This is a genomic window from Pseudomonas sp. BIOMIG1BAC (assembly GCF_001705995.2).
Taxonomy (GTDB): Bacteria; Pseudomonadota; Gammaproteobacteria; order Pseudomonadales; family Pseudomonadaceae; genus Aquipseudomonas; species Aquipseudomonas sessilinigenes.
The window spans coordinates 1,586,838-1,612,363 of the sequence record NZ_CP049045.1 but is presented as its reverse complement, the minus strand read 5'-3'; the positions used below and the strand labels follow the sequence as shown (position 1 = coordinate 1,612,363).

Annotated in this window: 24 protein-coding genes; 2 read left to right on the top strand and 22 right to left on the bottom strand. The window is 60.1% G+C overall.

The annotated features are described in order from the left end of the window. The first annotated feature begins 112 nt into the window (after positions 1–112). The gene (gene fdxA / locus ATY02_RS07345) at positions 113–436 is read left to right on the top strand and encodes a ferredoxin FdxA (protein WP_007924025.1); all 324 of its coding nucleotides are present in this window, start codon (positions 113–115) and stop codon (positions 434–436) included. Positions 437–962: 526 nt separating this feature from the next. On the opposite strand, the gene rpoS is transcribed toward fdxA, so the two are convergent. From rpoS to ATY02_RS07305, 8 genes are all read right to left on the bottom strand, one after another. Beyond that, positions 963–1,970 (bottom strand): RNA polymerase sigma factor RpoS, encoded by a 1,008-nt coding sequence (gene rpoS / locus ATY02_RS07340; RefSeq protein ID WP_068580372.1) that lies wholly within the window; start codon positions 1,968–1,970, stop codon positions 963–965. A 105-nt stretch (positions 1,971–2,075) separates the two neighbouring features. Next, the gene (locus ATY02_RS07335; protein WP_083235831.1) at positions 2,076–2,948 is read right to left on the bottom strand and encodes a peptidoglycan DD-metalloendopeptidase family protein; all 873 of its coding nucleotides are present in this window, start codon (positions 2,946–2,948) and stop codon (positions 2,076–2,078) included. 208 nt (positions 2,949–3,156) lie between these two features. Further along, on the bottom strand, positions 3,157–3,792 hold the full coding sequence (locus tag ATY02_RS07330; protein ID WP_176719770.1) for a protein-L-isoaspartate(D-aspartate) O-methyltransferase: 636 nt from the start codon (positions 3,790–3,792) through the stop codon (positions 3,157–3,159). Between the two features lie 41 nt (positions 3,793–3,833). Further along, a complete protein-coding gene (surE, locus tag ATY02_RS07325) occupies positions 3,834–4,583 on the bottom strand; it encodes a 5'/3'-nucleotidase SurE (RefSeq protein WP_068580375.1) in 750 nt (249 codons plus the stop codon). Beyond that, positions 4,571–5,629, bottom strand: a complete 1,059-nt coding sequence (truD, locus tag ATY02_RS07320; RefSeq protein WP_068580377.1) for a tRNA pseudouridine(13) synthase TruD — start codon at positions 5,627–5,629, stop codon at positions 4,571–4,573. The genes surE and truD overlap by 13 nt, the downstream gene beginning before the upstream one ends. Next, positions 5,626–6,099, bottom strand: coding sequence for a 2-C-methyl-D-erythritol 2,4-cyclodiphosphate synthase (gene ispF / locus ATY02_RS07315; RefSeq protein ID WP_068580380.1), 474 nt, complete (start codon positions 6,097–6,099; stop codon positions 5,626–5,628). The genes truD and ispF overlap by 4 nt, the downstream gene beginning before the upstream one ends. Positions 6,100–6,150: 51 nt before the next feature. Continuing rightward, positions 6,151–6,996: an S-formylglutathione hydrolase gene (gene fghA / locus ATY02_RS07310; RefSeq protein WP_068580382.1), complete on the bottom strand. Its 846-nt coding sequence runs from the start codon at positions 6,994–6,996 to the stop codon at positions 6,151–6,153. Positions 6,997–7,086: 90 nt separating this feature from the next. Continuing rightward, entirely contained in the window at positions 7,087–8,199 is a 1,113-nt protein-coding gene (locus tag ATY02_RS07305; protein ID WP_068580384.1) for an S-(hydroxymethyl)glutathione dehydrogenase/class III alcohol dehydrogenase, read from the bottom strand. Between the two features lie 108 nt (positions 8,200–8,307). On the opposite strand from ATY02_RS07305, the gene ATY02_RS07300 reads away from it, so the two are divergent. Next, positions 8,308–9,207, top strand: a complete 900-nt coding sequence (locus tag ATY02_RS07300) for a LysR family transcriptional regulator (protein WP_068580386.1) — start codon at positions 8,308–8,310, stop codon at positions 9,205–9,207. Positions 9,208–9,233: 26 nt separating this feature from the next. Here ATY02_RS07300 and ispD read toward each other — a convergent pair whose 3' ends face one another. The 14 genes from ispD to ATY02_RS07230 form a co-directional block, all read right to left on the bottom strand. Further along, positions 9,234–9,941 carry a 2-C-methyl-D-erythritol 4-phosphate cytidylyltransferase gene (gene ispD, locus ATY02_RS07295; protein WP_068580390.1) on the bottom strand — a complete coding sequence of 236 codons (708 nt, stop codon included), beginning with the start codon at positions 9,939–9,941 and terminating at the stop codon, positions 9,234–9,236. After that, positions 9,938–10,216, bottom strand: coding sequence for a cell division protein FtsB (gene ftsB, locus ATY02_RS07290; RefSeq protein WP_068580393.1), 279 nt, complete (start codon positions 10,214–10,216; stop codon positions 9,938–9,940). The genes ispD and ftsB overlap by 4 nt, the downstream gene beginning before the upstream one ends. A gap of 172 nt (positions 10,217–10,388) precedes the next feature. Then, entirely contained in the window at positions 10,389–11,678 is a 1,290-nt protein-coding gene (gene eno, locus ATY02_RS07285) for a phosphopyruvate hydratase (RefSeq protein WP_068580395.1), read from the bottom strand. Between the two features lie 155 nt (positions 11,679–11,833). Next, complete coding sequence (kdsA, locus tag ATY02_RS07280) at positions 11,834–12,679, bottom strand: 3-deoxy-8-phosphooctulonate synthase (RefSeq protein ID WP_068580435.1); 846 nt, start codon at positions 12,677–12,679, stop codon at positions 11,834–11,836. A gap of 5 nt (positions 12,680–12,684) precedes the next feature. After that, entirely contained in the window at positions 12,685–14,316 is a 1,632-nt protein-coding gene (locus tag ATY02_RS07275; protein WP_068580396.1) for a CTP synthase, read from the bottom strand. A 274-nt stretch (positions 14,317–14,590) separates the two neighbouring features. Beyond that, positions 14,591–15,907, bottom strand: coding sequence for a tRNA lysidine(34) synthetase TilS (tilS, locus tag ATY02_RS07270; RefSeq protein WP_068580398.1), 1,317 nt, complete (start codon positions 15,905–15,907; stop codon positions 14,591–14,593). Between the two features lie 134 nt (positions 15,908–16,041). Beyond that, on the bottom strand, positions 16,042–16,989 hold the full coding sequence (locus ATY02_RS07265; RefSeq protein WP_068580400.1) for an acetyl-CoA carboxylase carboxyltransferase subunit alpha: 948 nt from the start codon (positions 16,987–16,989) through the stop codon (positions 16,042–16,044). A gap of 139 nt (positions 16,990–17,128) precedes the next feature. Continuing rightward, positions 17,129–20,653, bottom strand: coding sequence for a DNA polymerase III subunit alpha (dnaE, locus tag ATY02_RS07260; protein WP_068580402.1), 3,525 nt, complete (start codon positions 20,651–20,653; stop codon positions 17,129–17,131). A gap of 205 nt (positions 20,654–20,858) precedes the next feature. After that, a complete protein-coding gene (gene rnhB, locus ATY02_RS07255; protein WP_068580436.1) occupies positions 20,859–21,491 on the bottom strand; it encodes a ribonuclease HII in 633 nt (210 codons plus the stop codon). A gap of 11 nt (positions 21,492–21,502) precedes the next feature. After that, positions 21,503–22,633, bottom strand: a complete 1,131-nt coding sequence (gene lpxB / locus ATY02_RS07250; protein ID WP_068580403.1) for a lipid-A-disaccharide synthase — start codon at positions 22,631–22,633, stop codon at positions 21,503–21,505. Between the two features lie 2 nt (positions 22,634–22,635). Beyond that, a complete protein-coding gene (gene lpxA, locus ATY02_RS07245; RefSeq protein ID WP_068580405.1) occupies positions 22,636–23,412 on the bottom strand; it encodes an acyl-ACP--UDP-N-acetylglucosamine O-acyltransferase in 777 nt (258 codons plus the stop codon). Next, complete coding sequence (gene fabZ, locus ATY02_RS07240) at positions 23,409–23,849, bottom strand: 3-hydroxyacyl-ACP dehydratase FabZ (RefSeq protein WP_068580407.1); 441 nt, start codon at positions 23,847–23,849, stop codon at positions 23,409–23,411. Before fabZ ends, lpxA begins: the two co-directional genes overlap by 4 nt. 109 nt (positions 23,850–23,958) lie before the next feature. Further along, positions 23,959–25,014: a UDP-3-O-(3-hydroxymyristoyl)glucosamine N-acyltransferase gene (lpxD, locus tag ATY02_RS07235; RefSeq protein ID WP_068580409.1), complete on the bottom strand. Its 1,056-nt coding sequence runs from the start codon at positions 25,012–25,014 to the stop codon at positions 23,959–23,961. Positions 25,015–25,017: 3 nt separating this feature from the next. Continuing rightward, the gene (locus ATY02_RS07230; RefSeq protein WP_068580411.1) at positions 25,018–25,521 is read right to left on the bottom strand and encodes an OmpH family outer membrane protein; all 504 of its coding nucleotides are present in this window, start codon (positions 25,519–25,521) and stop codon (positions 25,018–25,020) included. Between the last annotated feature and the right edge of the window lie 5 nt (positions 25,522–25,526).

Sequence of the window (25,526 nt, the reverse complement as noted above, 5' to 3'; positions counted from 1 at the left end):
GCGGTTTGGGATGCTGTGGACTATTAGCCTGGTCCACAGACTATCGCTCCCAAACCTGGCGACCCCAATCCTGTAGGGGCTCCGCTGCCGCCGCCTGAGGAGAAAATTAGAAATGACCTTCGTCGTCACCGACAACTGCATCAAGTGCAAGTACACCGACTGCGTAGAAGTCTGTCCGGTGGACTGCTTTTACGAAGGCCCGAACTTCCTGGTAATTCACCCGGATGAGTGCATTGACTGCGCGCTGTGCGAGCCTGAATGCCCTGCTGTAGCCATCTTCTCCGAGGATGAAGTCCCGGAAGAGATGCAAGAATTCATTCAGTTGAACGTCGAGCTGGCAGAGATCTGGCCGAACATCACTGAAAAGAAAGATTCGTTGCCCGATGCCGAAGAGTGGGATGGCGTCAAAGGCAAGATCAAGGATCTCGAACGCTAATTGCTGCCGCGTTCCTGAAAAGGCCCCTTGCGGGCCTTTTTGCATTTCTGGGACCTGGAATTCTGCGAGCCACTTTTCTACAGGCGAAAAAAGGGGCGGTATGACCCGCCCACATTTTTTCCCTAGTCCCTGTGTTCCTTGTCATCGTCCTGATGAATCGCTTCTTGCGATGTCCTGACCATCGTCCTTGATGGCTGTGTCTATCCGTCGACACAGGGCTGATATTAGAGATTTCCCAGATAACGGCAATCGCACTATCAGCGGGAAACTTTGTCCAACCAGTTCAATACAAAACAAAAAATCCTTTTAAATCAACAAGATAAAAAATACCTCAAGCTTATCTAGACAACTCAGAAGTCGCAAAAAACCAATAGATTACGAAAAAGTAATCTTTGGCTTACATAGCGATTAAGAACACTTCCGTTTCTCACCCCTAGCGTCTGGCAACGCGCTTTCATACCGCCCATGAAAAAGCCCCGAACCAGTCGTAATGCCAGTCGGGGCTTCTTGTCGGCCGGTTCAGAGGCTACTGAAACAGCGACTCACTGGACAAACCGTTCTTCTCGAGAATTTCACGCAAGCGCTTGAGGCCTTCCACCTGGATCTGCCGTACCCTCTCACGGGTCAGACCAATCTCCAGGCCAACATCTTCAAGAGTGCTGCTCTCATGGCCGCGTAAGCCAAAACGGCGCACCACGACCTCGCGTTGCTTCTCGGTCAGCTCGGAGAGCCATTGATCGATACTTTGCGAAAGGTCGTCGTCCTGCAACAGTTCACAAGGATCCGTCGGGCGCTCGTCGGTCAACGTATCCAGCAAGGTCTTGTCCGAATCCGGCCCCAGCGAGACATCCACCGAAGACACTCGCTCATTCAAGCCAAGCATACGTTTGACTTCTGCCACCGGCTTCTCGAGCAGGTTGGCAATTTCTTCAGGAGAGGGTTCGTGATCGAGTTTTTGCGTCAACTCACGAGCGGCGCGCAAGTAGACGTTGAGTTCTTTGACCACATGGATCGGCAACCGGATGGTCCGGGTCTGATTCATGATCGCCCGTTCGATAGTCTGACGAATCCACCAGGTGGCATAGGTCGAGAAGCGAAAGCCGCGTTCCGGGTCAAACTTCTCCACCGCCCGTATCAGGCCCAGGTTGCCCTCTTCGATCAGGTCCAGCAGCGACAACCCGCGATTGACATAGCGCCTGGCGATTTTAACCACCAGTCGCAAGTTACTTTCAATCATGCGTTTTCGCCCGGCGGGATCGCCACTCTGCGACAGACGCGCAAAGTGCACTTCCTCTTCGGGAGAGAGCAATGGAGAAAAGCCGATTTCATTGAGATACAACTGTGTCGCATCGAGCGCACGAGTGTAGTCAATATATTTGTGTTGCTTTACTGCAGCGGAGCTTTTGGATTTGGTGCGAACGGAAGGTGGAGTTGCCCCCTCATTATTCGACATCGAATCCATATCGATTCCGCTCTCCATCAGGAGAACTTCATCGTCGATGTCAAACTCCGGCACTTCTTTACTGAGAGCCATTGTTATAGTCCTTTGGTGAGTTCGACCTCAGGCTCAAGCGGCGCCTTTATCCTTGGCATCGCTGGAACCTGTTCCCTCTACGTGACGGAACAGGCTGGTAACGGATCAACGACGTGGCAGGAATTGCAGCGGATCTACAGGTTTACCTTGTCGGCGAATCTCAAAGTGCAGTTTCACCCGGTCTGTACCAGTTGATCCCATCTCGGCAATTGTCTGTCCGACTTTGACCTGCTGCCCCTCCCGAACCAGTAGCTTACGATTGTGACCATAAGCGCTGACGTAGGTTTCGTTGTGTTTGATGATGACTAATTCGCCGTAGCCCCTTAAGCCACTCCCGGCGTAAACCACCGTCCCATCAGACGCAGCTAAAACAGGCTGTCCCAAATCCCCGGCGATATCAATGCCTTTATTCAAACTACCGTTTGAAGAAAATTTTCCAATGAGAACGCCACTCGAAGGCCAGCCCCAACCTGTCGGCGCAGGGCCTGCGGGCACCGCTGGAACGGGCGCCGGAGCTGGTGCGGGCTTGCCAGCGGGGCTGGAATTGGCACCTGTTGCAGGAGGTGTAGTCGTTGTCGCCGGACGACGAATGACCGTCGTCTTGCTGGAAGAGGAAGCACTGGTTTGGGTGCTGGTCACCACGGTCGCCGGTGCTGTACCAGTACGCCCATCAAAGCGAATGGTTTGCCCCGGATGAATGGTGTAGGGCTCGGCAATATTGTTACGGGCCGCCAACGCCTTGTAGTCCCAGCCGTAGCGAAAAGCGATGGAAAACAGCGTATCGCCGCGACGCACCACATACTGGCCAGTCGTTACAGTCGGACGCTGCGGCGCCGCATTACTGTTGCGATCAACCACACCCATGCTGCTGGACTTGGTGCTGGAGCAACCGACCAACAAGGAACTCAAGACAAGGCCAATCATCAGTCGCTGAAAGCTTGTTGTACCCATACGCTGCGCAATGACTGTGAGACTCACCCGCCGCTCCCTTTCTGGTGTTTGACGATATAGATTGCCTGGCTCAGGCACGAAATGACGCAAGTATAACCGGGTGCCAGCGCTTTACCGCCGGCACAGCGTACGACACAACCAGTGTTTGTTACGGGTCGTAGCCCCACTCATTGACGATCAATACGCCAGTAAGACACAGCCAATCGGAGAGAATTCACCCCGCCCCGAGAAATGCTCAGGCCAGAGGGCCATTGAGCAGGGGCACAAAACGCACTGCTCCCAGGACATGCCGGGCAAAACCGTGTTCTTCACGAATGATCAGCATCAACTGCTGTACCTCGCCAGCGCCGACCGGAATCACCATCCGCCCGCCGGGAGCGAGCTGATCGAGCAGAGCCTGGGGAATATCGGTAGCCACGGCAGTCACGATGATACCGTTATAGGGCGCCAGTGCCGGCCATCCCTCCCAACCATCACCCCAGCGAAACACCACATTGCGCAGGTTAAGCTCCTGCAGGCGCTCCTTGGCCCGATCCTGCAGAACCTTGATCCGCTCAACCGAAAATACCCGTTCCACCAACTGCGACAGTACTGCCGTCTGGTAGCCCGATCCGGTACCGATCTCCATCACCTTGTCCAACGGGCCGGCCTCCAACAGCAGCTCGCTCATGCGTGCCACCATATAGGGCTGGGAGATGGTCTGGTTATGGCCAATAGGTAGCGCCGTGTCTTCATAGGCACGATGGGCCAGGGCCTCATCGACGAACAGATGTCGCGGTGTACGCCGTATAACCTCCAGCACCTGGGGATTGGACAGCCCTTCATCATAAAGCCGCTGGATCAAGCGCTCACGGGTGCGCTGGGAGGTCATACCGATCCCCCGCCGTAACAGATCGTCTTGCTCGCGGGCCATCAGCGCAGCCCCTCCAACCAGCCATCCAGGCTCCTGAATGCATCATTGAAGGTGCGATCCAGCTGCAATGGCGTGACGGACACGTACCCCTGCATCACGGCATGAAAGTCGGTACCAGGACCGCCATCCTCGGCGTCGCCAGCAGCGGCGATCCAATAGCCGGCCTTGCCGCGGGGGTCCACCACCTTCAGGGGGGCGGCGGCACGGGCTCGATGCCCCAGGCGAGTCAGTTGGATGCCACGAATATGATCGAGAGGCAGGTTGGGAATGTTCACGTTCAACACCGTCCGTGGTGGCAAGTCCAGCAAACCTTGTGCTTGAACCAGCTTGCGCGCGAAATAAGCGGCGGTGGCAAGATTTTCCACCTGCCGCGATACCAGCGAAAAGGCAATGGCCGGGCGTTGCAGGAAGCGCCCTTCCAAGGCCGCAGCAACGGTTCCCGAGTACAGCACATCGTCCCCGAGGTTGGCCCCCAGGTTGATACCCGATACCACCATGTCCGGCTCATGCTCCAACAGGCCATTAAGCCCCAGGTGAACGCAATCGGTGGGCGTGCCGTTGATGCTGATATAGCCATTGCCAAGAGTATGCGGGTGCAACGGGCGGTCGAGCGTGAGCGAGCTGCTGGCGCCGCTTTTGTCTTGGTCCGGTGCGATAACCACACATTCGGCGTGATCAGCCAGCGCAGCATGCAGCGCGGCGATACCGGGTGCAGTTACCCCATCATCGTTAGAAATCAGAATACGCATGGGCTGTCCGTCTGCCCTGCCGGCACCAGATCGACGAGCTCGCGCACCAAGGCGGTGGCGAAACATCCGGCCGGAAGGACGAATTCCAGTTGCAGAATATCAGGCACGGGATAATGCCACGTCAAACCGCCAATGGGCAGCCGCAGGATGCGTCGTTCGTGCGCCATACCAGCTTTTATCAACCATTTGCACAACGCTTGCTCGCGATCGGCAACGCCCTGCTCCACTGCCTGGATTGCGCCCCCGGCAGGGGAGTCGCCCTCGCCCCACAACGGCCCGGTGGGATGCAGGTCGAGGATATCCAGCCGCGGGTCCGAACACTCGGGTTGTCCGGCCATGAAAAAGCTGCGGCTGTCGGTGAATGCCAACAAGTCCCCCACTTGCGCTCGCCGCCAACTGCCGTCGGCCACTCGCGTTGCCAATACCTGATTGAATACGTAGCTGCGGGCCGTCGAAAGCAATCGTGAACGAACGTTGCGTTGCTCTGGCAAGGCCTCGCGTGCCGCCCAATCACGAGCATCGACCAGGTTACCGCCTTCATGACCGAAACGCTGGGCACCGAAGTAGTTGGGAATCCCCTGCTCGGCGATCAGTTTCAGGCGCTCATCGATGGCCGCGTGATCGGCCTTGAGCTCCGTCAGACGCAAGGTAAAGCCGTTAGCCGCATGGGCTCCGCGCTGCAGCTTGCGCCTGTGGCGCATGGCCTTGAGAATCTTCAGGGTGTGGTTTTCAGCGGCGGCAAGATCCGGATCGGCCTTGCCGGGCAATTGCACACTGAACCACTGACGGGTCAAAGCCTGTCGATCCTTGAGCCCGGCATAGCTGACCGTGCGCAATGGCACCCCGGCCGCCTTGGCGATCCGGCGTGCCGCTTCCTCGGTGTTCAAGCCGCGCTTTTCCACCCACAACCACAGGTGCTCGCCATCGCCGCTAAGTGGGATATCGAGGACTTCATCAACCTGGAAATCCTCGGCCGTAGCCTTGAGCACAGCGCTTCCCAGGGCCTCGCCATAGGCCAGTGGGCCCAACAGTTGCAGTTCGTTCATGTGCGTTGCAACAAGGCCACGGAATGTACCGCGATCCCTTCCTCTCGACCGGTGAAGCCAAGCTTCTCGGTGGTCGTCGCCTTGACGTTCACTTGATCGAGCTCGACCTGCAGGTCGGCGGCAATCAAGGCCCGCATGCTTTCTATATGGGGCGCCATCTTCGGAGCCTGGGCAACGATAGTGTTGTCGACATTGCCGACCTTCCAGCCCTTGGCATGGATCAGGGCGACAACATGCCGCAGCAAGACACGGCTGTCGGCCCCCTTGAACTGAGGGTCGGTGTCAGGAAAGTGCTTGCCGATATCGCCCAGCGCGGCGGCGCCCAACAAGGCGTCGCTGAGTGCGTGCAGCAACACATCGCCATCAGAATGGGCCAATAGCCCGGAATGATGGGCGATACGCACACCCCCCAAGGTGATGAACTCGCCCTCAGCGAAACGGTGCACATCGTAGCCGTGGCCAATACGCATAAAAAACGCCCCGAAAAAGTCAGGGCGTGATTCTACCTGCTTTGGCGAGCATTAGGCGTTAAGAGCGCGTGCATGGTGCCGTAGGTGGTCGTCGATGAAACTGGCGATGAAGAAGTAACTGTGGTCGTAGCCCGGCTGCAATCGCAGTGTCAGCGCATGCCCCGCATTCTTCGCCGCCTGTTGCAGGGCCTCGGGCTTGAGCTGGCTCGTCAAGAAATCATCCCGATCGCCTTGATCGACCAGCAGTGGCAGTTTCTCGCTGGCCTCAGAGATCAAGACACTGGCATCCCACTCGCGCCAGCGCGAGCGCTCCTCGCCCAGGTAACGGGAAAATGCCTTCTGTCCCCAGGGGCAATCCATGGGATTGCTGATGGGGGCAAACGCCGACACCGATTGGTAACGACCTGGATTACGCAACGCACACACCAAGGCTCCGTGCCCGCCCATGGAGTGTCCGCTGATACCTCGCTTGTTCGAGGCGGGAAAATGAGCTTCCACCAGCTCCGGCAGCTCATTGACCACGTAGTCGTGCATCCGATAGTGCTGGGCCCATGGCGCCTGGGTCGCGTTGAGATAGAACCCGGCGCCAAGGCCAAAGTCCCAGGCTCCGTCCGGATCGCCAGGCACCCCGGCACCGCGAGGGCTGGTATCCGGAGCGATGATGATCAGCCCCAACTCTGCCGCCATGCGCTGGGCACCGGCCTTTTGCATGAAGTTCTCGTCGGTGCAGGTCAACCCGGACAACCAATACAGCACCGGTAGCTTGCCACCTTGCTCGGCCTGGGGAGGCAGGTAGACAGCGAACACCATGTCACAGCCCAGCACCTGGGAATGATGCTTGTAGCGTTTATGCCAGCCGCCGAAGCTTTTCTGGCAGGAAAGATTTTCCAGACTCATGGCAGACCTCCAGCCACAAGCCGCAAGCGTCAAGCTGCAAGCAGGTAGCGAACCCTATTGCAGCCCATGGCTTGCAGCTTGACGCCGCTCTTAGAAGTGGATGACCGTACGGATGCTCTTGCCTTCGTGCATCAGGTCGAAAGCCTTGTTGATATCCTCCAGGCCCATGGTATGGGTGATGAAGGTATCCAGCGGGATCTCGCCCTTCTCGGACATTTCCACATAGCTGGGCAGCTCGGAGCGGCCACGTACGCCACCGAATGCCGAGCCGCGCCAGACCCGACCGGTCACCAGTTGGAAGGGACGGGTGGCGATTTCCTGGCCGGCACCGGCCACGCCGATGATCACCGACTCGCCCCAGCCCTTGTGGCAACACTCCAGCGCTGCCCGCATCAGTTGCACGTTGCCGATGCACTCGAAGGAAAAATCCACACCGCCATCGGTGAGATCGACGATCACTTCCTGGATCGGGCGATCGTAGTCTTTGGGGTTGATGCAGTCGGTAGCGCCCAGCTGGCGGGCGATCTCGAACTTGGCCGGGTTGATATCGATGGCGATGATGCGCGATGCCTTGGCCTTCACGGCGCCAATCACCGCCGACAGGCCGATACCACCCAGGCCGAAGATCGCCACGGTGTCACCCGGCTTGACCTTGGCGGTATTGAGCACCGCGCCAATACCCGTGGTCACGCCGCAGCCCAGCAGGCAGACCTTCTCCAGCGGCGCTTCTTTCTGGATCTTGGCCACGGAGATTTCCGGCAGCACGGTGTACTCGGAGAAGGTCGAGGTGCCCATGTAGTGGAAGATCGGCTGGCCTTTGTAGGAGAACCGGGTAGTGCCGTCCGGCATCAGCCCCTTGCCCTGGGTCGCGCGGATCGCCTGGCAGAGGTTGGTCTTGCCCGAGAGGCAGAATTTGCACTTGCCGCATTCCGGGGTGTACAGCGGAATAACGTGGTCCCCCACGGCCACCGAGGTCACGCCCTCGCCCACCGCTTCCACTACTGCGCCACCTTCATGGCCGAGAATCGACGGGAAGATCCCTTCCGGGTCGGCACCCGACAAGGTGTAGGCGTCGGTATGGCAGACCCCGGAAGCCACGACCCGCAACAGCACCTCACCGGCCTTGGGCATGGCGACATCGACTTCAACGATCTCAAGGGGTTTCTTGGCCTCGAAGGCAACGGCAGCGCGCGACTTGATCATCCTGGGTCCTCCAGTGAATAAAAACGAGACAGGGAGTGTAAAACAGCGCCCTGTGAGGGAATAATCCGGACAAAAGCAAAACATTATTGCCATACAGGGATAATCGACATGAGCGAAAGCCGCTGGGAAGGCATCGATGAGTTCGTCGCCGTTGCCGAGTGCTGTCAGTTCACCGCAGCAGCGGAGCGCCTTGGAGTCTCCCCCTCCCATATCAGCCGACAGATCGTTCGCCTGGAAGAGCGCCTGCAGACGCGTCTCTTGTACCGCAGCACCCGGCGGGTGACGCTGACCGAGGCCGGTCAGACGTTCTTGCAGCATTGCCAGCGCCTGCAGGATGGACGCGAAGAAGCGCTACGTGCGGTAGGTGACCTGGGCAGCGAACCCAAGGGCATGTTGCGCATGACTTGTGCGGTAGCCTACGGCGAGCGCTTCATCGTGCCGCTGGTGACCAGCTTCATGGGCCTCTACCCACAATTGCGGGTAGACATCGAGCTGAGTAACCGCACCCTGGACCTGGTGCATGAAGGGCTGGACCTGGCGATTCGCCTCGGGCGGCTGCAGGACTCGCGACTGGTGGCCGCAAGGCTGGCGCCACGGCGCATGTACTTGTGTGCTTCGCCGTCCTACCTGGAGCGTTACGGACGCCCCCATAGCCTTTCAGAGTTGAGCCGCCACAATTGCCTGATCGGTAGCTCGGATATCTGGCAACTGGAACTGGACGGTCGGGAGTTCGCGCAGCGGGTGCAAGGCAACTGGCGCTGCAACAGTGGGCAAGCGGTGCTGGATGCTGCTCTGCAGGGGGTCGGACTATGCCAGTTGCCGGATTACTACGTGCTGGAACATCTGCAGAGTGGCGCGTTGATTTCCCTGCTCGAAGCCCATCAGCCGCCCAATACCGCAGTGTGGGCGCTCTACCCGCAACAACGGCACCTGTCGCCCAAGGTGCGCAAGCTGGTGGACTATCTCAAGGAGGGCCTGGCCCGGCGTCCGGAATACCAGGAGCGGTAGACGCAACAGGCTGGCTACAGGGGGGATCAGCGGCGGTTGGCCCAACGCTGGCGCAACCACTCCAGGTCTTCGGGACGTGTGACCTTGAGGTTGTCGGAGCGTCCTTCGATCAGGCGCGGTGCCTGCCCGGCCCACTCCATCGCCGACGCTTCGTCAGTGATCGCGACGTCAGCCACCAGGCTATCGGCCAGGGCTCGATGCAAGGCGCCGAGACGGAACATCTGCGGGGTATAGGCTTGCCAGATCAAGCTGCGATCCACGGTTTCCAGGACCCGGCCATGCTTGTCGATGCGCTTGAGAGTGTCCCGGGCCGGCACTGCGAGCAGGCCGCCCACAAGATCGTCAGCCAGCTCAAGCAGTAGCTTGTCCAGGTCTGAGCGGGCTAGGTTCGGTCGTGCCGCATCATGCACCAGCACCCAGTCATCATCGGCTGCCCCCTGGGCATGCAGGTGAAGCAGGGCATTGAGCACTGAGCCAGATCGCTCCGCGCCACCATCGACCCGCTGGATCCGCGCGTCCTGGGCACAAGCCAGGGTCGGCCAGTAGGGATCGTCCGGTGCCACACTGACGACCAGCCCCTTGAGACCGGGGTGGTCGAGAAAGCAGCCGAGGCTGTGTTCGAGAATAGTGCGCCCGCCCAATTGCAGATACTGCTTGGGGCGGTCCGCAGCCATACGGGCACCCACGCCCGCGGCAGGAATCACGGCCCAGAAGGCCGGCGACAACTCGCTCATTGGGCCAACTGGTAGAGGGTCTCGCCCTCCTTGACCATGCCCAGTTCATGACGAGCCCGCTCTTCGACGGTCTCCATGCCCTTCTTCAATTCCATGACTTCCGCATCGAGTACGCGATTACGCTCCAGCAGGCGCTCGTTTTCAGCGTGCTGGTCGGCAATCTGCTGGGTCAGTTCTGCTACCTGGGCCAAGCTGCCATTCCCCACCCACAGGCGGTACTGCAAGCCAGCCAGCAGCAAGAGCAAGACCAGGAACAACCAATTGGGACTGCGCATCGAATATCGGGTATCCAGTGAAAAAAGACAGCCATGCCTACAACTTCGGTCCTACTGATAGCACGAAGCCTGGAAGAACCAGGCTTGTGCTCTTAAGGCATCAGATTAGTGGCAAAAAACTCGCTGTAGCGATTTTCTCGACACAATCCGGTGTCTTTTTACCATCTACTGCTTAGCCGCGAAACTCGCTACGACCGTTGTACTTGGCCTTGCCGTTCAACTGCTCTTCGATACGCAGCAGTTGGTTGTACTTGGATACGCGATCGGAGCGGCACAGCGAACCGGTCTTGATCTGGCCAGCTGCAGTACCCACGGCCAGGTCGGCGATGGTGGAGTCTTCGGTTTCGCCGGAACGGTGGGAGATCACGGCAGTGTAACCAGCGGCCTTGGCCATCTGGATAGCTTCCAGGGTTTCGGTCAGGCTGCCGATCTGGTTGAACTTGATCAGGATGGAGTTGGCGATCTTCTTGTCGATGCCTTCCTTCAGGATCTTGGTGTTGGTCACGAACAGGTCGTCGCCCACCAGTTGCACCTTGTCGCCGATCTTGTCGGTCAGGATCTTCCAGCCAGCCCAGTCGGACTCGTCCAGGCCATCTTCGATGGAGATGATCGGATAGCGCTGGGTCAGGCCCTTGAGGTATTCGGCGAAACCTTCGTTGGTGAACACTTGGCCTTCGCCAGCCAGGTTGTACTTGCCGTCTTCATAGAACTCGCTGGCAGCGCAGTCCAGGGCCAGGGTCACGTCGGTGCCCAGGGTGTAGCCGGCGTTGGCCACGGCTTCGGAGATCACCTTCAGGGCGTCTTCGTTGGAAGCCAGGTTCGGAGCGAAACCGCCTTCGTCACCTACAGCGGTGTTCAGGCCACGAGCCTTCAGCACAGCCTTGAGGTGGTGGAAAATCTCGGTGCCCATGCGCAGACCTTCCGAGAAGGACTTGGCGCCAACCGGCTGCACCATGAACTCCTGGATGTCGACGTTGTTATCGGCGTGCTCGCCACCGTTGATGATGTTCATCATCGGTACCGGCATCGAGTAGACACCAGGGGTACCGTTGAGGTTGGCGATGTGGGCGTACAGCGGCAGGTCCTGGTCCTGGGCGGCGGCCTTGGCGGCAGCCAGGGATACGGCGAGGATCGCGTTGGCGCCCAGGTTGGCCTTGTTCTCGGTACCGTCCAGCTGGATCATCGCCTGGTCCAGCGCCTTCTGGTCGATCGGGTCTTTACCCAGCAACAGGTCGCGGATCGGACCGTTGATGTTGGCTACCGCCTTGAGCACACCCTTGCCCAGGTAGCGGCTCTTGTCGCCATCACGCAGTTCCAGTGCTTCACGGGAACCGGTGGAAGCACCAGACGGAGCGCAAGCGCTGCCGATGATGCCGTTGTCGAGAAGCACGTCCGCTTCGACAGTGGGGTTGCCACGGGAGTCGAGAACTTCACGACCTTTGATGTCGACGATTTTTGCCATTGTTGTAAACACTCCAAAGTTGACGAAAACGACGCAGCTGTAGGAAATCTTCTACCGTCGGCAAGGTAGGGAAAGCAGGCAGTCTTGCAGACGATAAGGCTCAGGCCCGGGGGCCTGAGCAATAATCGTGCGGTACTTTACCGGAGAAACCGGTCTTACGCGGTTTCTACCGTCGGAAAACTCTTGACCAGCTCGTCCAGGGCCTTGAGCTGGGCCAGGAACGGCTCGAGCTTGTCCAACCGCAGGGCGCAAGGGCCATCGCACTTGGCGTTGTCCGGATCCGGATGGGCCTCGAGGAACAGGCCGGCCAGGGACTGGCTCATGCCGGCCTTGGCCAGGTCGGTGACCTGGGCCCGGCGACCGCCGGCCGAATCGGCACGACCACCCGGCATCTGCAGGGCGTGGGTCACATCGAAGAACACCGGGTACTCGAACTGCTTCATGATGCCGAAGCCGAGCATGTCCACGACCAGGTTGTTGTAGCCGAAGCTGGAACCGCGCTCGCAGAGGATCAACTGATCGTTACCCGCTTCCTCGCACTTGGCCAGGATGTGTTTCATTTCCTGGGGTGCAAGGAACTGGGCCTTCTTGATGTTGATCACTGCGCCGGTCTTGGCCATCGCCACGACCAGGTCGGTCTGACGCGACAGGAAGGCCGGCAACTGGATGATGTCGCATACCTTGGCTACCGGCTCGCACTGGTAAGGCTCATGCACATCGGTGATCACTGGCACGTTGAAGGTCTTCTTGATCTCCTCGAAGATCTTCAGCCCTTCTTCCATGCCCGGACCACGGTACGAGGTCACCGACGAACGGTTGGCCTTGTCGAAGCTGGCCTTGAACACGTAGGGGATACCGAGCTTCTCGGTCACCCGTACATATTCCTCGCAAACCTGCATGGCCATGTCGCGGCTTTCCAGCACGTTCATGCCGCCGAACAGCACCATGGGCTTGTCGTTGGCGATCTCGATGCTGCCTACGCGGATGATCTTCTGCGCCATCAGGTTCACGCCTTCTTCTGGTGTTGAGCCAGGGCCGCCTTGACGAAACCGCTGAACAGCGGGTGACCGTCACGCGGGGTGGAAGTGAACTCCGGGTGGAACTGACAGGCGACGAACCATGGATGATCCTTCGACTCGACCACTTCGACCAGCGCGCCGTCTTCGGAACGGCCCGAAACCACTAGGCCGGCTTCGACCAGTTGCGGCAACAGGACGTTGTTGACTTCGTAGCGGTGACGGTGACGCTCGGTAATCACATCCTTGCCGTAGCAATCGTGGACCTTGGAGCCGGAAGCCAGTTGGCAATCCTGCGCGCCCAGGCGCATGGTGCCGCCCAGGTCGGAGGCTTCGGTGCGGGTCTCGACCGCGCCGGTGGCGTCGGACCATTCGGTGATCAGGCCCACGACCGGATGGCCGCTGGCACGATCGAACTCGGTGGAGTTGGCGTCTTTCCAGCCCATCACGTTACGGGCGAACTCGATGACCGCCACCTGCATGCCGAGGCAGATACCCAGGTACGGAACCTTGTTCTCACGGGCGTATTGCACCGCGGTGATCTTGCCTTCCACGCCACGCAGGCCGAAACCGCCTGGAACCAGGATGGCGTCAGCGCCTTCCAGCAGGCCGGTGCCCTGGTTCTCGATGTCCTCGGAGTCGATGTAGCGCAGGTTGACCTTGGTACGGTTGGTGATGCCGGCGTGGCTCATCGCTTCGATCAGCGACTTGTACGCGTCCAGCAGCTCCATGTACTTGCCGACCATGGCGATGGTGACTTCTTTCTCGGGGTTCAGCTTGGCGTCCACGACCTTGTCCCACTCGGACAGGTCGGCGCTGTTGCACTGTAGGCCGAAGCGCTCGACGACGAAGTCGTCCAGGCCCTGGGCGTGCAGTACGCCAGGAATCTTGTAGATGGTGTCGACGTCTTCCAGGGAGATCACCGCACGCTCTTCAACGTTGGTGAACAGCGCGATCTTGCGACGCGACGAAGCATCGACCGGGTGGTCGGAACGGCAGATCAGCACGTCAGGCTGCAGGCCGATAGAGCGCAGTTCCTTGACCGAGTGCTGGGTTGGCTTGGTCTTGGTCTCGCCAGCGGTGGCGATGTACGGAACCAGGGTCAGGTGCATCAGCATCGCACGCTTGGAACCGACTTCGACCCGCAGTTGGCGAATGGCTTCGAGGAACGGTTGCGACTCGATGTCGCCCACAGTGCCGCCGATCTCTACCAGGGCCACGTCGGCATCGCCGGCGCCCTTGATGATGCGGCGCTTGATTTCGTCGGTGATGTGCGGGATCACCTGGATGGTGGCGCCCAGGTAGTCACCGCGGCGCTCTTTGCGCAGCACGTGCTCGTAGACACGGCCGGTGGTGAAGTTGTTGTTCTGGGTCATGGTCGTGCGGATGAACCGCTCGTAGTGGCCCAGGTCCAGGTCGGTCTCGGCGCCGTCATGGGTGACGAACACTTCACCGTGCTGGAACGGGCTCATGGTGCCCGGGTCGACGTTGATGTACGGGTCCAGCTTGAGCATGGTGACCTTAAGTCCCCGCGCCTCCAGGATGGCCGCCAATGAAGCCGAGGCAATGCCTTTCCCCAATGAAGAAACAACACCGCCCGTGACGAATATGTAGCGCGTCATGAAAAACCCTAGAAGTCTGCGTTAAAGCGGTCAGTGCCGCCGGGGAAAGCGAAGGAAGGCCGAAGCCCCCGATCACCTGCATTAATCACAGTGCATCTTTCAAAAAAACCGCCGCGTTGTGACAGACCGGATGCAAAAACACCGGTACGTTGCTCGCTACACATTTTTTGGAATCGCCCAGCAAAGACTGCTTGGTAATCGGCAACTCCTGCAATTCAGGCGAATCCACAGAAGTTGTATCAAGAAGGGAGCGTAGTCTACCGGAAAGCCCCTTTCAGCTCAAACCTTGATCGCTGGTCGGTGGTCGCCAATGCAATTGCCAGCCTGCCTGGGTATTCACGCCAGCCATCGGCAGGTTCGCCACCGCCAGCAGTTGATCGCCCGCATACAGCAGCGGCAATCTGCCACGGACGAATCCCGGCACCCTGGCTTCGTTCAACAGCCGCTTGAGATCACGATGGCCACGCCCGGCCAGTTGCATGACTTCGCCCCCTTGGCGATAGCGAATGCACAATGCCCCCTCGGGCCTAGGTCCGATCAGCGAGACCTGGCCATTCCCGGGCAACAGCAATGGGCAAGATGGGTCGTTCCATTCAACCTCCTCCCCGACCGGTCGCAGCCAGGGACCGCGAAGCCACCAGACATTTCCCGCAGCACGATGCAATTCGCCATCCGCCAAGCGCCAGATCGGTCGCCCCTCCTCCCGGGCATCGCGCACACTCTCCCAGCCTCGCCAATGATCGGTATCCGGCAAGCGCGTGAACCCGCTCAACCAGTGGCTCAAGGCATTGCGCTGGCGCGCTGGTGACAACTGTCGCAGTGGCTCCAGGGCCAAGGCAGGGAGGCCGAGCCAGGAAAACTCAGGACATTGGGCCGCGCTTGCCAGGTCCATCCGGGCCAACTCGTCGAGCAAGCCCTGGGCCTCGCCAAAGTGCTCGGCGCTACGGCTCATGCTCGCCGCAGCCTGGGGCCAGTGCGCGTGCAGCATGGGCAAGACTTGATGCCTCAGGTAGTTACGCGAGTACCGCTGGTCGGCATTGGAAGGGTCCTCGACCCACTCCAGACCGTGCTCGGCAGCATAGCGCTCAAGCTCGGCACGCGGCACGTCGAGCAAGGGCCGAAGCAGATGCCCGGCCCCCAGCGCACGACTCCGCGGCATCGCTGCCAGCCCGCGGGCTCCGGCGCCTCGCAACAGACGAAACAGCAGGGTCTCGGCCTGGTCGTCCCGATGCTGTGCCATCAGCAGCAGGTCACGGGGAGCCAGGACCTCCTCGAAAGCCGAGTAGCGCGCCTCACGTGCCGCCCGCTCAAGACTGGCACCGCCCCGCACCTGCACCCGCACGACTTGCAAAGGAATACCCAGGGCCTCACAAATTGCCTGGCAATGCGGCGGCCAGGCATCGGCCACCCCTTGCAGGCCATGGTGGACATGCACGGCCGAGAGGGGCGGAAGGGAATGTTCGGATGCCAGGCCGGCAAGCACATGCAGCAAAACGGTGGAGTCGAGCCCACCCGAGAACGCAATGCGCCAGGCAGCGGCTTCACGCCAGGGCGCCAGGTTTCGCAGCACAGTGTTGGAAAGAGAAGTCATCACGCTATCAGGACCTGCATGAGCGATCGGGCAACCTTGCGCTGGTCCCACAAATAACATGGCGCCGTGATCGAGTCGATCAACGGCGCCAGGTTTCCAGCATGCCTACTCCTGCAATGCAGGGTAGCGGTCGATCAGAGACCGTAGCTCATCAAGCGGTCATAACGACGAGCCAGCAAGGTGTCGTTATCCATTTCCTTGAGCATGGCCAGCTGCGAGCTGAGCTCGGCACGGATCAGCGCGGAAGTCGCCGCCGGATCGCGATGAGCGCCACCCAGTGGCTCTGCAATCACCTTGTCGACAATGCCCAAGCCCTTGAGACGCTCTGCGGTGATACCCATGGCCTCGGCGGCATCAGGAGCCTTTTCTGCGGTTTTCCACAGGATGGAGGCGCAGCCTTCAGGCGAAATCACCGCATAGGTGGAGTACTGCAGCATGTTCAGTTGGTCACACACACCGATGGCCAAGGCACCGCCGGAACCACCTTCACCGATCACGGTGGCGATGATCGGGGTCTTCAGGCGCGCCATGACCCGCAGGTTCCAGGCGATGGCTTCGCTCTGGTTACGCTCTTCGGCGTCGATGCCTGGATAGGCACCCGGGGTGTCGATAAAAGTCAGGATCGGCATCTTGAAGCGTTCGGCCATTTCCATCAGGCGGCAGGCCTTGCGGTAGCCTTCCGGACGCGGCATGCCGAAGTTGCGGCGAACCTTCTCGCGTACTTCACGGCCCTTCTGGTGGCCGATGATCATCACCGGCTGCTCGTCCAGGCGGGCAACGCCACCGACGATCGCGGCGTCGTCGGAGAAGTGGCGATCGCCATGCAGCTCGTCGAACTCGGTGAAGATGTGCTGGATGTAGTCCAGGGTGTAGGGACGACGCGGGTGACGCGCCAGACGAGCGATCTGCCAGCTGGTGAGCTTGCCGAAGATGTCCTCGGTCAGGGTCTTGCTCTTGTCCTGCAGGCGGGAGATCTCATCGCCGATATTCAGCGAATTGTCATTACCGACCAAGCGCAACTCTTCGATCTTGGCTTGCAGGTCGGCGATCGGCTGTTCGAAATCAAGAAAATTCGGGTTCATAGGCGTCCGTCTGGGGTCGACATCCAGTGAAGCTGGGGCCGGCCGGTTATCTGTTCGCGCCCTACCTTAAGGGACAGGCGCGATGAGGTCGATATTAAAAATTCAAGTAACGACGAGGCGCACTGATGGCACCTCACCGTCATCGGTATTGCAGGAAGACGTTGTCTTTCCCGAACTGGTCACGCAAGGCCTGAATCAAGCTGTCCGCCGGATCGATGCGCCAGGCCTCGCCGAACTGCAGCAGGGTCTTGGCATCGTCGCGACTGTACTCCATGGAAATCGGGCACGCGCCGCGATGGCGCTTGAGCAGATCGCCCAGCCAGCGTAGCTGATCGCCCTTCAGGGCATCGCTGTGGACTTTCAGGCGCAGGCTTTCGGCCAGGTTGGTCCGTGCATCCTCCATGCTCATCACCCGCTTGACCCGCAGGCGCAGGCCACCGGAGAAGTCATCGTTACTGACCTCGCCCTCGACGACCACCATGGCGTCGGTCTGCAGCAAGGCCTGGGCGGCCATGAAGGAGTCGGCAAACAACGAGGCTTCGATCCGCCCGGAACGGTCGTCGAGGGTGATGAAACCCATCTTGTCGCCCTTCTTGTTCTTCATCACCCGCAGGGCAATGATCATCCCGGCCACGGTCTGGGTGTCGCGCGCCGGCTTCAGGTCGATGATGCGCTGGCGGGCGAAACGGCGGATCTCGCCCTCGTACTCGTCGATCGGGTGGCCGGTCAAATACAGGCCCAGGGTGTCCTTCTCGCCCCGCAGGCGTTCCTTGAGGGTCAGTTCGCGAGCCTTGCGGTGGTTGCCATAGACGTCGGCATCCTCCTCGACGAACAACCCGCCGAACAGGTCGGCATGGCCGCTATCGGCGGTCCGGGCAGTCTGTTCGGCCGCCTTGATCGCCTCCTCGAGGGCCGACAGCAATACCGCGCGGTTGCGGTCGATATTGGCCTGGTAGGCCTTGAGCTCGTCATGGAAGTAAGGCCCCAGGCGGTCCAGGGCGCCACTGCGGATCAGCGCATCCAGGGTGCGCTTGTTGATGCGCTTGAGGTCGACCCGGTCGCAGAAGTCGAACAGGTCCTTGAACGGACCGCCTTCGGCCCGGGCCTCGACAATCGCTTCCACCGGGCCTTCGCCCACGCCCTTGATCGCCCCCAGGCCATAGACGATACGACCATCGTCGTTGACCGTGAACTTGAAGTCGGAGCTGTTCACATCCGGCGCATCGAGGCGCAGCTTCATGCTGCGCACTTCCTCGATCAGCACGACCACCTTGTCGGTGTTGTGCATATCGGCCGACAGTACCGCGGCCATGAACGGCGCGGGGTAGTGGGTCTTGAGCCAGGCGGTCTGGTAGGAAACCAGGCCATAGGCCGCCGAGTGGGATTTGTTGAAGCCATAACCGGCGAATTTTTCCACCAGGTCGAAAATGTTACCGGCCAGGTCCGCTTCGATGTTGTTGGCTACACAACCCTCGATGAAACCACCGCGCTGCTTGGCCATCTCCTCGGGCTTCTTCTTACCCATGGCTCGACGCAGCATGTCCGCACCACCCAGGGTGTAGCCGGCCATGACCTGAGCGATCTGCATCACCTGTTCCTGGTACAGGATGATGCCGTAGGTGGGCGCCAATACGGGCTTGAGGCCTTCGTACTGATAGTCCGAATGCGGATACGCCAGTTCGGCACGGCCGTGCTTGCGGTTGATGAAGTCGTCCACCATGCCCGATTGCAGAGGGCCCGGACGGAACAGCGCCACCAGTGCGATAAGGTCTTCCAGGCAGTCGGGCTTGAGCTTCTTGATCAGCTCCTTCATGCCGCGGGATTCGAGCTGGAACACGGCCGTGGTCTCGGCCTTCTGCAGCAGCTCGTAGGTTTTCTTGTCATCCAGCGGGATGAAGTCGATGTTGACGTCGGGCAGGTTGCTCTTGGCCTGCTCGCGGTTGATGGTCTCCATCGCCCATTTGATGATGGTCAGGGTCCGCAGGCCGAGGAAGTCGAACTTCACCAGGCCCGCCGCCTCGACGTCGTCCTTGTCGAACTGGGTCACCAGGCCGCCGCCCTCTTCGTCACAGGCGATCGGCGAGAAGTCGGTGAGCTTGGTCGGCGCGATTACCACGCCGCCGGCATGCTTGCCGGTACCGCGGGTAACCCCTTCGAGCCTCAAGGCCATGTCCCAGATCTCGCGGCCGTCCTCATCGGTCTTGAGGAAGTCGCGCAGCATCTCCTCCTGCTCGTAGGCCTTCTCCAGGGTCATGCCGACCTCGAAGGGGATCATCTTCGACAGTCGATCGGCCAGTCCGTAGGATTTGCCCTGGACCCGCGCCACGTCGCGCACCACCGCCTTGGCGGCCATGGTGCCGAAGGTGATGATCTGGCTTACTGCGTTACGCCCATAGGCCTCGGCCACGTAGTCGATCACCCGGTCGCGGCCGTCCATGCAGAAGTCGACGTCGAAGTCGGGCATGGAAATACGTTCGGGGTTGAGGAAACGCTCGAACAGCAGATCATAGGCCAGCGGGTCGAGGTCGGTGATCTTCAGCACATAGGCCACCAGGGAACCGGCACCCGACCCCCGGCCCGGACCGACGGGGACGTCGTTGTTCTTGGCCCACTTGATGAAGTCCATAACGATCAGGAAGTAACCTGGGAAGCCCATCTGGATGATGATATCCAGCTCGAACTTCAGGCGATCCAGGTAGAGCTGGCGCTTCTCTTCATAGTTGGGCGTAGTGTCCTTGGGCCAGAGCACCGCCAGGCGCTCTTCCAGGCCTTCGTGAGACACGTGGCGCAGGTAATCGTCGATGCCCATGCCGTTGGGCGTCGGGAAGTCAGGGAGGAAGTACTTGCCCAGCTGCACCGTGATATTGCAGCGCTTGGCAATCTCCACGGTGTTTTCCAGCGCCTCTGGCAGGTCGCTGAACAGCTCGGCCATTTCCTCGGCGCTCTTGAGGTATTGCTGGTCGCTGTAATTCTTCGAGCGGCGCGGATCATCCAGGGCACGGCCTTCACCGATGCATACCCGGGTCTCGTGGGCCTCGAAGTCATCCTGCTTGATGAAACGCACATCGTTGGTCGCCACCAGGGGCGCGCCGATCTTGTCGGCCAGAGCCACCGCACCGTGCAGTTGCTCTTCGTCATTGGGCCGGCTGGTGCGCTGCACTTCCAGGTAGAAGCGATCCGGGAAAACAGCCATCCACTCCAGGGCCAGGGCCTCGGCGACCTGCAGGTCACCATCCACCAGGGCCATGCCGATCTCGCCCTCCTTGGCTGCCGACAGCATGATCAGGCCTTCGGCCGCTTGTGCCACCCACTCGCGCTCGATGATGGTCAGGCCATTGCGCTGGCCCTCGGTAAAGCCACGGGAAATCAGTTCGGTGAGGTTGCGATAGCCCTCGGCGTTCATCGCCAGCAGGCTGATACGGCTGAGGGGGCCGTCCTGATCCTTGCTCGACAGCCACAGGTCGGCACCACAGATCGGCTTGATCCCAGCCCCCATGCTGGTTTTGTAGAACTTGACCAGGGAGCACATGTTGCTCTGGTCAGTGACGGCTACCGCTGGCATGCCCATGCCAGCCAGGGCCTTGACCAACGGCTTGATCCGCACAAGGCCGTCGACCAGGGAAAATTCAGTGTGCAGGCGCAGGTGAACGAATGAAGCCGGCATAGTGATCCTGTAAATAGCGCGAAAACAACAAGGCCCGGACATCGGGCGGTTTAAAGACTCGAACTCGGCGCTACCGCGCAGGCCAACCCGCGTAAACGCTCATCGACCGAGGCCAGGTGCGCTTTATCGCCAGTGTTTTTCTTGCCGTCGTTCTTGGAGCTTTAAAGCAGCCGGATTGTACCGGGCCTTAATTAAAACATCAGCCTCAGGGCTGAACCTGGCCCAGCGCTTCTCGCGCCTCATAGGCCAGACGTACGGGAGCGAAGGAACGCCGGTGAATCGGTGTTGGCCCCAGGCGCGCCAAGGCTTCCAGATGCACAGGCGTCGGGTAACCCTTGTGGCCGCCGATGCCATACCCTGGGTAGATCAGCTCGAAAGCCGCCATCTCCCGATCGCGGCTGACCTTGGCCAGAATCGACGCCGCGGCGATCGCTGGAACCTTGCTATCGCCCTTGACCACCGCCTCGGCCGGCATCGCCAGCCTTGGGCAACGATTGCCATCGATCATGGCCAGCTTGGGAGTCACGCTCAACCCCTCGACCGCCCGCTGCATGGCCAGCATCGTGGCGTGGAGGATGTTCAGCTCATCGATTTCCTCGACTTCCGCCCGCGCAATGCACCAGCTCAGAGCTTTTTCGCAAATCTCGTCGAACAACTGCTCACGACGGGCCTCGGTGAGCTTCTTGGAATCGTTGAGACCGAGAATCGGCCGCTTCGGATCGAGAATCACCGCCGCCGTAACCACCGCCCCACACAGCGGGCCACGCCCGACTTCATCGACACCGGCGACCAGGTCTTCGGCATCGGCGACCAGGGTGAAATCCAGCCCCATCTGCATCTTGGAGTTGCTCATTGGGCTTTACCTATCAGTCCGAGTACCGCTTGTGCGGCCTGGTTGGATGCATCTCGCCGCAAGGTGCGGTGAATCTGGTCGAAACCGCTGGTCTGCTCCTGGCCCCCATCGATCAATGGCAACAGCGTCGCAGCCAGGGCGTCGGCCGTCGCATCGTCTTGCAGCAATTCAGGCACCAGCAAGCGCTGGGCCAGAAGGTTCGGCAAGGAAATATAGGGGCTCTTGACCATGCGCTTGAGAATCCAGAACGTCAGCGGCGCCAGACGATAGGCCACCACCATCGGTCGCTTGTAGAGCAGGGCTTCGAGCGTCGCGGTACCAGAGGCGATCAGCACGGCATCACAAGCTGCCAAGGCCTTGTGCGACTGCCCATCGAGCAGGGTCAATGGCAGGTCGCGCCCCGCCAGCATCTCTTCCAACTGCGCACGACGCTGGGCGTTGGCACATGGCAAGATGAAGTGCACGCCAGGGCGCAAGGCCAGCAGGCGCTGGGCGGCATCCAGGAACAGGCTGCCCAGGCGCCCGACTTCGCCGCCCCGACTGCCAGGCATCAGAGCCACCAAGGGGCCCTCGGGCAATTCCAGTTCAGCACGAGCCCCGGCACGATCCGCATCCAGAGGAATGGCATCGGCCAGCGAGTGGCCAACGAATTTCACCGGCACGCCTTTCTCTTCGTAGAACTTGGCCTCGAAAGGAAACAAGGTCAGCATCAGATCGCAACCCTCGCGGATCTTCAGCACCCGTTTCTGCCGCCAGGCCCACACCGACGGGCTCACATAGTGCACCGTCTTGATCCCGGCCTGACGCAGCTTGAGCTCGATGTTCAGGGTGAAGTCCGGTGCGTCGATACCGATGAACACATCCGGCTTTTCTGCAATCAGTGTCTGGACCAGCTTCTTGCGCCGCGCCAGCAGTTCACGCAGGCGCCCAAGAACTTCCACCAGCCCCATGACCGCCAGGCGCTCCATGGGGAAATAGGAAACAAGCCCCTCGGCCTCCATCAACGGACCACCGACACCGATGAACTCCACCGCCGGATGCTGGGCCTTGAGGGCGCGCATGAGACCGGCGCCGAGAATGTCGCCGGAAGCTTCGCCAGCTACCAGCGCAATACGCAGAGTGCTCATGATTAGCGGGTGATGCCGCGGGTCGAAGACTGGATCGAGTCACGAAACAGTGCGACCTCAGGATACTGCTCGGCCGACTCGGCCAATTCGGCCAGGGCCTGGTCCACCGTCAGCCCCTGGCGATAGACCACCTTGTAGGCGCGACGCAGGGCGTGGATCGAATCATCGCTGAAACCACGACGGCGCATGCCTTCGAAGTTCATGCTGCGGGCTTCGGCCGGGTTGCCGAACACGGTGACGAACGCCGGGACGTCCTTGCCGATGGCGGTACCCATGCCGGAAAAGCTGTGGGCACCGATGTGGCAGTACTGATGCACCAGGGTGAAACCGGAAAGAATCGCCCAGTCATCCACATGCACGTGGCCGGCCAATGCGGTGTTGTTGACCAGGATGCAATGGTTGCCGATCACACTGTCGTGGCCGATGTGGGCATAGGCCATGATCAGGTTGTGGTCGCCCAGGGTGGTCTCGCAACGGTCCTGGATGGTGCCACGGTGAATGGTTACGCCTTCGCGGATCACATTGTGATCGCCAATCACCAGGCGAGTTTCCTCACCCTTGTACTTAAGGTCGGGCGTATCCTCGCCTACCGATGAAAACTGGTAGATGCGATTGTGCTTGCCGATCCGGGTTGGCCCCTTGAGAACCACATGGGGCCCGATCACTGTACCCTCGCCGATTTCCACACCAGCGCCGACGATCGACCATGGGCCAACCTCAACGTCGTCGGCCAGGATGGCCGTCGGATCGATGATTGCGCGAGGGTCAATCAAACTCATAGTTTGCGTTCCGCACAAATGATCTCGGCGGAACAAACGGGCTTGCCATCAACCGATGCCTGGCACTCGAACTTCCAGATCTGGCGCTTGCAGCTAATGAACTTGGCTTCGAGGATCAGTTGATCGCCCGGCAGTACCGGCTGGCGGAAGCGCAGCTTATCGGAGCCTACGAAGTAGTAGAGGGTGCCATCAGCCGGCTTCACGTCGAGCATCTTGAAACCAAGAATGCCCGCAGCCTGGGCCATCGCCTCGATGATCAGCACGCCCGGCATGATCGGGTGCGCAGGGAAGTGGCCATTGAAGAATGGCTCGTTGATGCTGACATTCTTGTAGGCACGAATGCTCTTGCCCTCGACATCCAGGTCCACCACCCGATCCACCAACAGGAAAGGGTAACGGTGAGGCAAGTATTCGCGAATCTCGTTGATGTCCATCATTTCGGGGGGAAGCCTGTAGTAAAGATTGGGAGCACGCGGTTAACGCACGCTCCTCTAGCAAATCAAGGAGGCAGTCTAGCGGCTGTGCACACTTGATGTGGAAATGGTATCAGCCATCTGATGAAGCATTGCCGTCGGGGGTCACGTCCCCAACACGCTTTTCCAACTGGCGCAAACGCCGCGCAAGATCGTCGAGCTGACGGATGCGTGCCGCGCTTTTGCGCCACTCGGCAGCCGGTTGCATGGCTGTACCGGAAGAGTAGGCACCCGGCTCGGTAATCGAGTGGGTCACCATGGTCATCCCGGTGAGGAACACGTTGTCACAGATTTCAATATGCCCAACCAGGCCGACGCCGCCAGCAAGCATACAGTGCTTGCCAATCTTGGTACTGCCGGAGATGCCTACGCACGCAGCCATCGCAGTGTGATCACCGACCTGGACGTTGTGAGCGATCTGGATCTGGTTGTCGAGCTTCACACCGTTGCCGATGATGGTATCGGCCAGGGCACCACGGTCGATGGCCGTGTTGACGCCGATTTCCACATCATCGCCGATGGTCACGCCGCCGACCTGGGCAATCTTGTGCCAGATGCCCTTGGAGTTGGCAAAGCCGAAGCCTTCACCACCCAGTACGGCCCCGGATTGGATGACCACGCGCTTGCCGATGCGCACATCGTGATACAAGGTCACGCGCGGCGCCAACCAGCCACCTTCGCCGATCACGCTACGAGCACCAATCACGCAATGAGCGCCGATGGTTACGTCGGCCGCAATCTGAGCGCCGCTCTCGATCACTACGAACGCACCAACGCTGGCTGTCGGGTCCACCACGGCATCAGCCGCGACTACCGCCGAGGGATGAATGCCGGCTGGCGCCTTGGGCTTGGGATCGAACAGGTGGGAAACACGGGCATAAGACAGGTAAGGGTCCGCCACCACCAGTGCATCACCGGAATAGGACTGCGCTTCGGCTTCCTTCAACAACACAGCACCGGCCTGACTATCGGCCAGATACTTGCGGTATTGGGGATTTGCCAAAAAGCTCAATTGAGCTGGGCCGGCTTCCTGCAAGGTAGCCAGCCCAGTGATTTCCTTTTCCCCGTTGCCATGCAATGTGGCACCGAGGAACTCGGCCAACTGGCCGAGTTTCATGGTTACAGTCATGTCTTACTTCAGCTGATTCATGCGCTCGATAACTTGGCGAGTGATGTCGTACTGAGGCTTGACATCAATCACTGCGCCACGCTCGAAGACCAGGTCGAAACCGCCCTTCTTGATGACTTCTTCAACAGCGCTGTCCAGCTTTGGCTTGAGCTGCTTGAGCATCTCGCGGTCAGCCACGGCCTTGGCTTCGTTCAGTTCCTTGGATTGGAACTGGAAGTCGCGGGCCTTCTGCTTGAATTCGAGCTCCAGGCGCTCACGCTCGCCTTGCTGCATCTTGTCGCCACCGGCCACCAGACGATCCTGGATGCCCTTGGCACTGCTTTCCAGGGTCTTGAGCTTGTTCAGCTGAGGACCGAACTTCTTCTCGGCATCCACGGCGTACTTCTTCGCTGCGTCCGATTCCAACAGGGCCATCTGATAGTTCAGGACGGCGATTTTCATTTCGGCAAATGCCGGGCTCGCGACCAGAACGGAGGCCAGGAGAACCAATTGAGTCAACTTACGCACGATGC

Excerpts from the sequence above, each read along its gene's own strand:
- ATY02_RS07275 (WP_068580396.1), bottom strand. The coding sequence starts at position 14,316 with ATGACGCGCTACATATTCGTCACGGGCGGTGTTGTTTCTTCATTGGGG.
- kdsA (WP_068580435.1), bottom strand. The coding sequence starts at position 12,679 with ATGGCGCAGAAGATCATCCGCGTAGGCAGCATCGAGATCGCCAACGAC.
- fabZ (WP_068580407.1), bottom strand. The coding sequence starts at position 23,849 with ATGATGGACATCAACGAGATTCGCGAATACTTGCCTCACCGTTACCCT.
- lpxD (WP_068580409.1), bottom strand. The coding sequence starts at position 25,014 with ATGACTGTAACCATGAAACTCGGCCAGTTGGCCGAGTTCCTCGGTGCC.
- ATY02_RS07300 (WP_068580386.1), top strand. The coding sequence starts at position 8,308 with ATGAGCGAAAGCCGCTGGGAAGGCATCGATGAGTTCGTCGCCGTTGCC.
- fdxA (WP_007924025.1), top strand. The coding sequence starts at position 113 with ATGACCTTCGTCGTCACCGACAACTGCATCAAGTGCAAGTACACCGAC.
- ATY02_RS07330 (WP_176719770.1), bottom strand. The coding sequence starts at position 3,792 with ATGACCTCCCAGCGCACCCGTGAGCGCTTGATCCAGCGGCTTTATGAT.
- lpxA (WP_068580405.1), bottom strand. The coding sequence starts at position 23,412 with ATGAGTTTGATTGACCCTCGCGCAATCATCGATCCGACGGCCATCCTG.
- ispD (WP_068580390.1), bottom strand. The coding sequence starts at position 9,941 with ATGAGCGAGTTGTCGCCGGCCTTCTGGGCCGTGATTCCTGCCGCGGGC.
- tilS (WP_068580398.1), bottom strand. The coding sequence starts at position 15,907 with ATGACTTCTCTTTCCAACACTGTGCTGCGAAACCTGGCGCCCTGGCGT.
- ATY02_RS07305 (WP_068580384.1), bottom strand. The coding sequence starts at position 8,199 with ATGATCAAGTCGCGCGCTGCCGTTGCCTTCGAGGCCAAGAAACCCCTT.
- ftsB (WP_068580393.1), bottom strand. The coding sequence starts at position 10,216 with ATGCGCAGTCCCAATTGGTTGTTCCTGGTCTTGCTCTTGCTGCTGGCT.
- ATY02_RS07265 (WP_068580400.1), bottom strand. The coding sequence starts at position 16,989 with ATGAACCCGAATTTTCTTGATTTCGAACAGCCGATCGCCGACCTGCAA.
- rpoS (WP_068580372.1), bottom strand. The coding sequence starts at position 1,970 with ATGGCTCTCAGTAAAGAAGTGCCGGAGTTTGACATCGACGATGAAGTT.
- ispF (WP_068580380.1), bottom strand. The coding sequence starts at position 6,099 with ATGCGTATTGGCCACGGCTACGATGTGCACCGTTTCGCTGAGGGCGAG.
- surE (WP_068580375.1), bottom strand. The coding sequence starts at position 4,583 with ATGCGTATTCTGATTTCTAACGATGATGGGGTAACTGCACCCGGTATC.
- fghA (WP_068580382.1), bottom strand. The coding sequence starts at position 6,996 with ATGAGTCTGGAAAATCTTTCCTGCCAGAAAAGCTTCGGCGGCTGGCAT.
- dnaE (WP_068580402.1), bottom strand. The coding sequence starts at position 20,653 with ATGCCGGCTTCATTCGTTCACCTGCGCCTGCACACTGAATTTTCCCTG.
- truD (WP_068580377.1), bottom strand. The coding sequence starts at position 5,629 with ATGAACGAACTGCAACTGTTGGGCCCACTGGCCTATGGCGAGGCCCTG.
- rnhB (WP_068580436.1), bottom strand. The coding sequence starts at position 21,491 with ATGCAGATGGGGCTGGATTTCACCCTGGTCGCCGATGCCGAAGACCTG.
- eno (WP_068580395.1), bottom strand. The coding sequence starts at position 11,678 with ATGGCAAAAATCGTCGACATCAAAGGTCGTGAAGTTCTCGACTCCCGT.
- lpxB (WP_068580403.1), bottom strand. The coding sequence starts at position 22,633 with ATGAGCACTCTGCGTATTGCGCTGGTAGCTGGCGAAGCTTCCGGCGAC.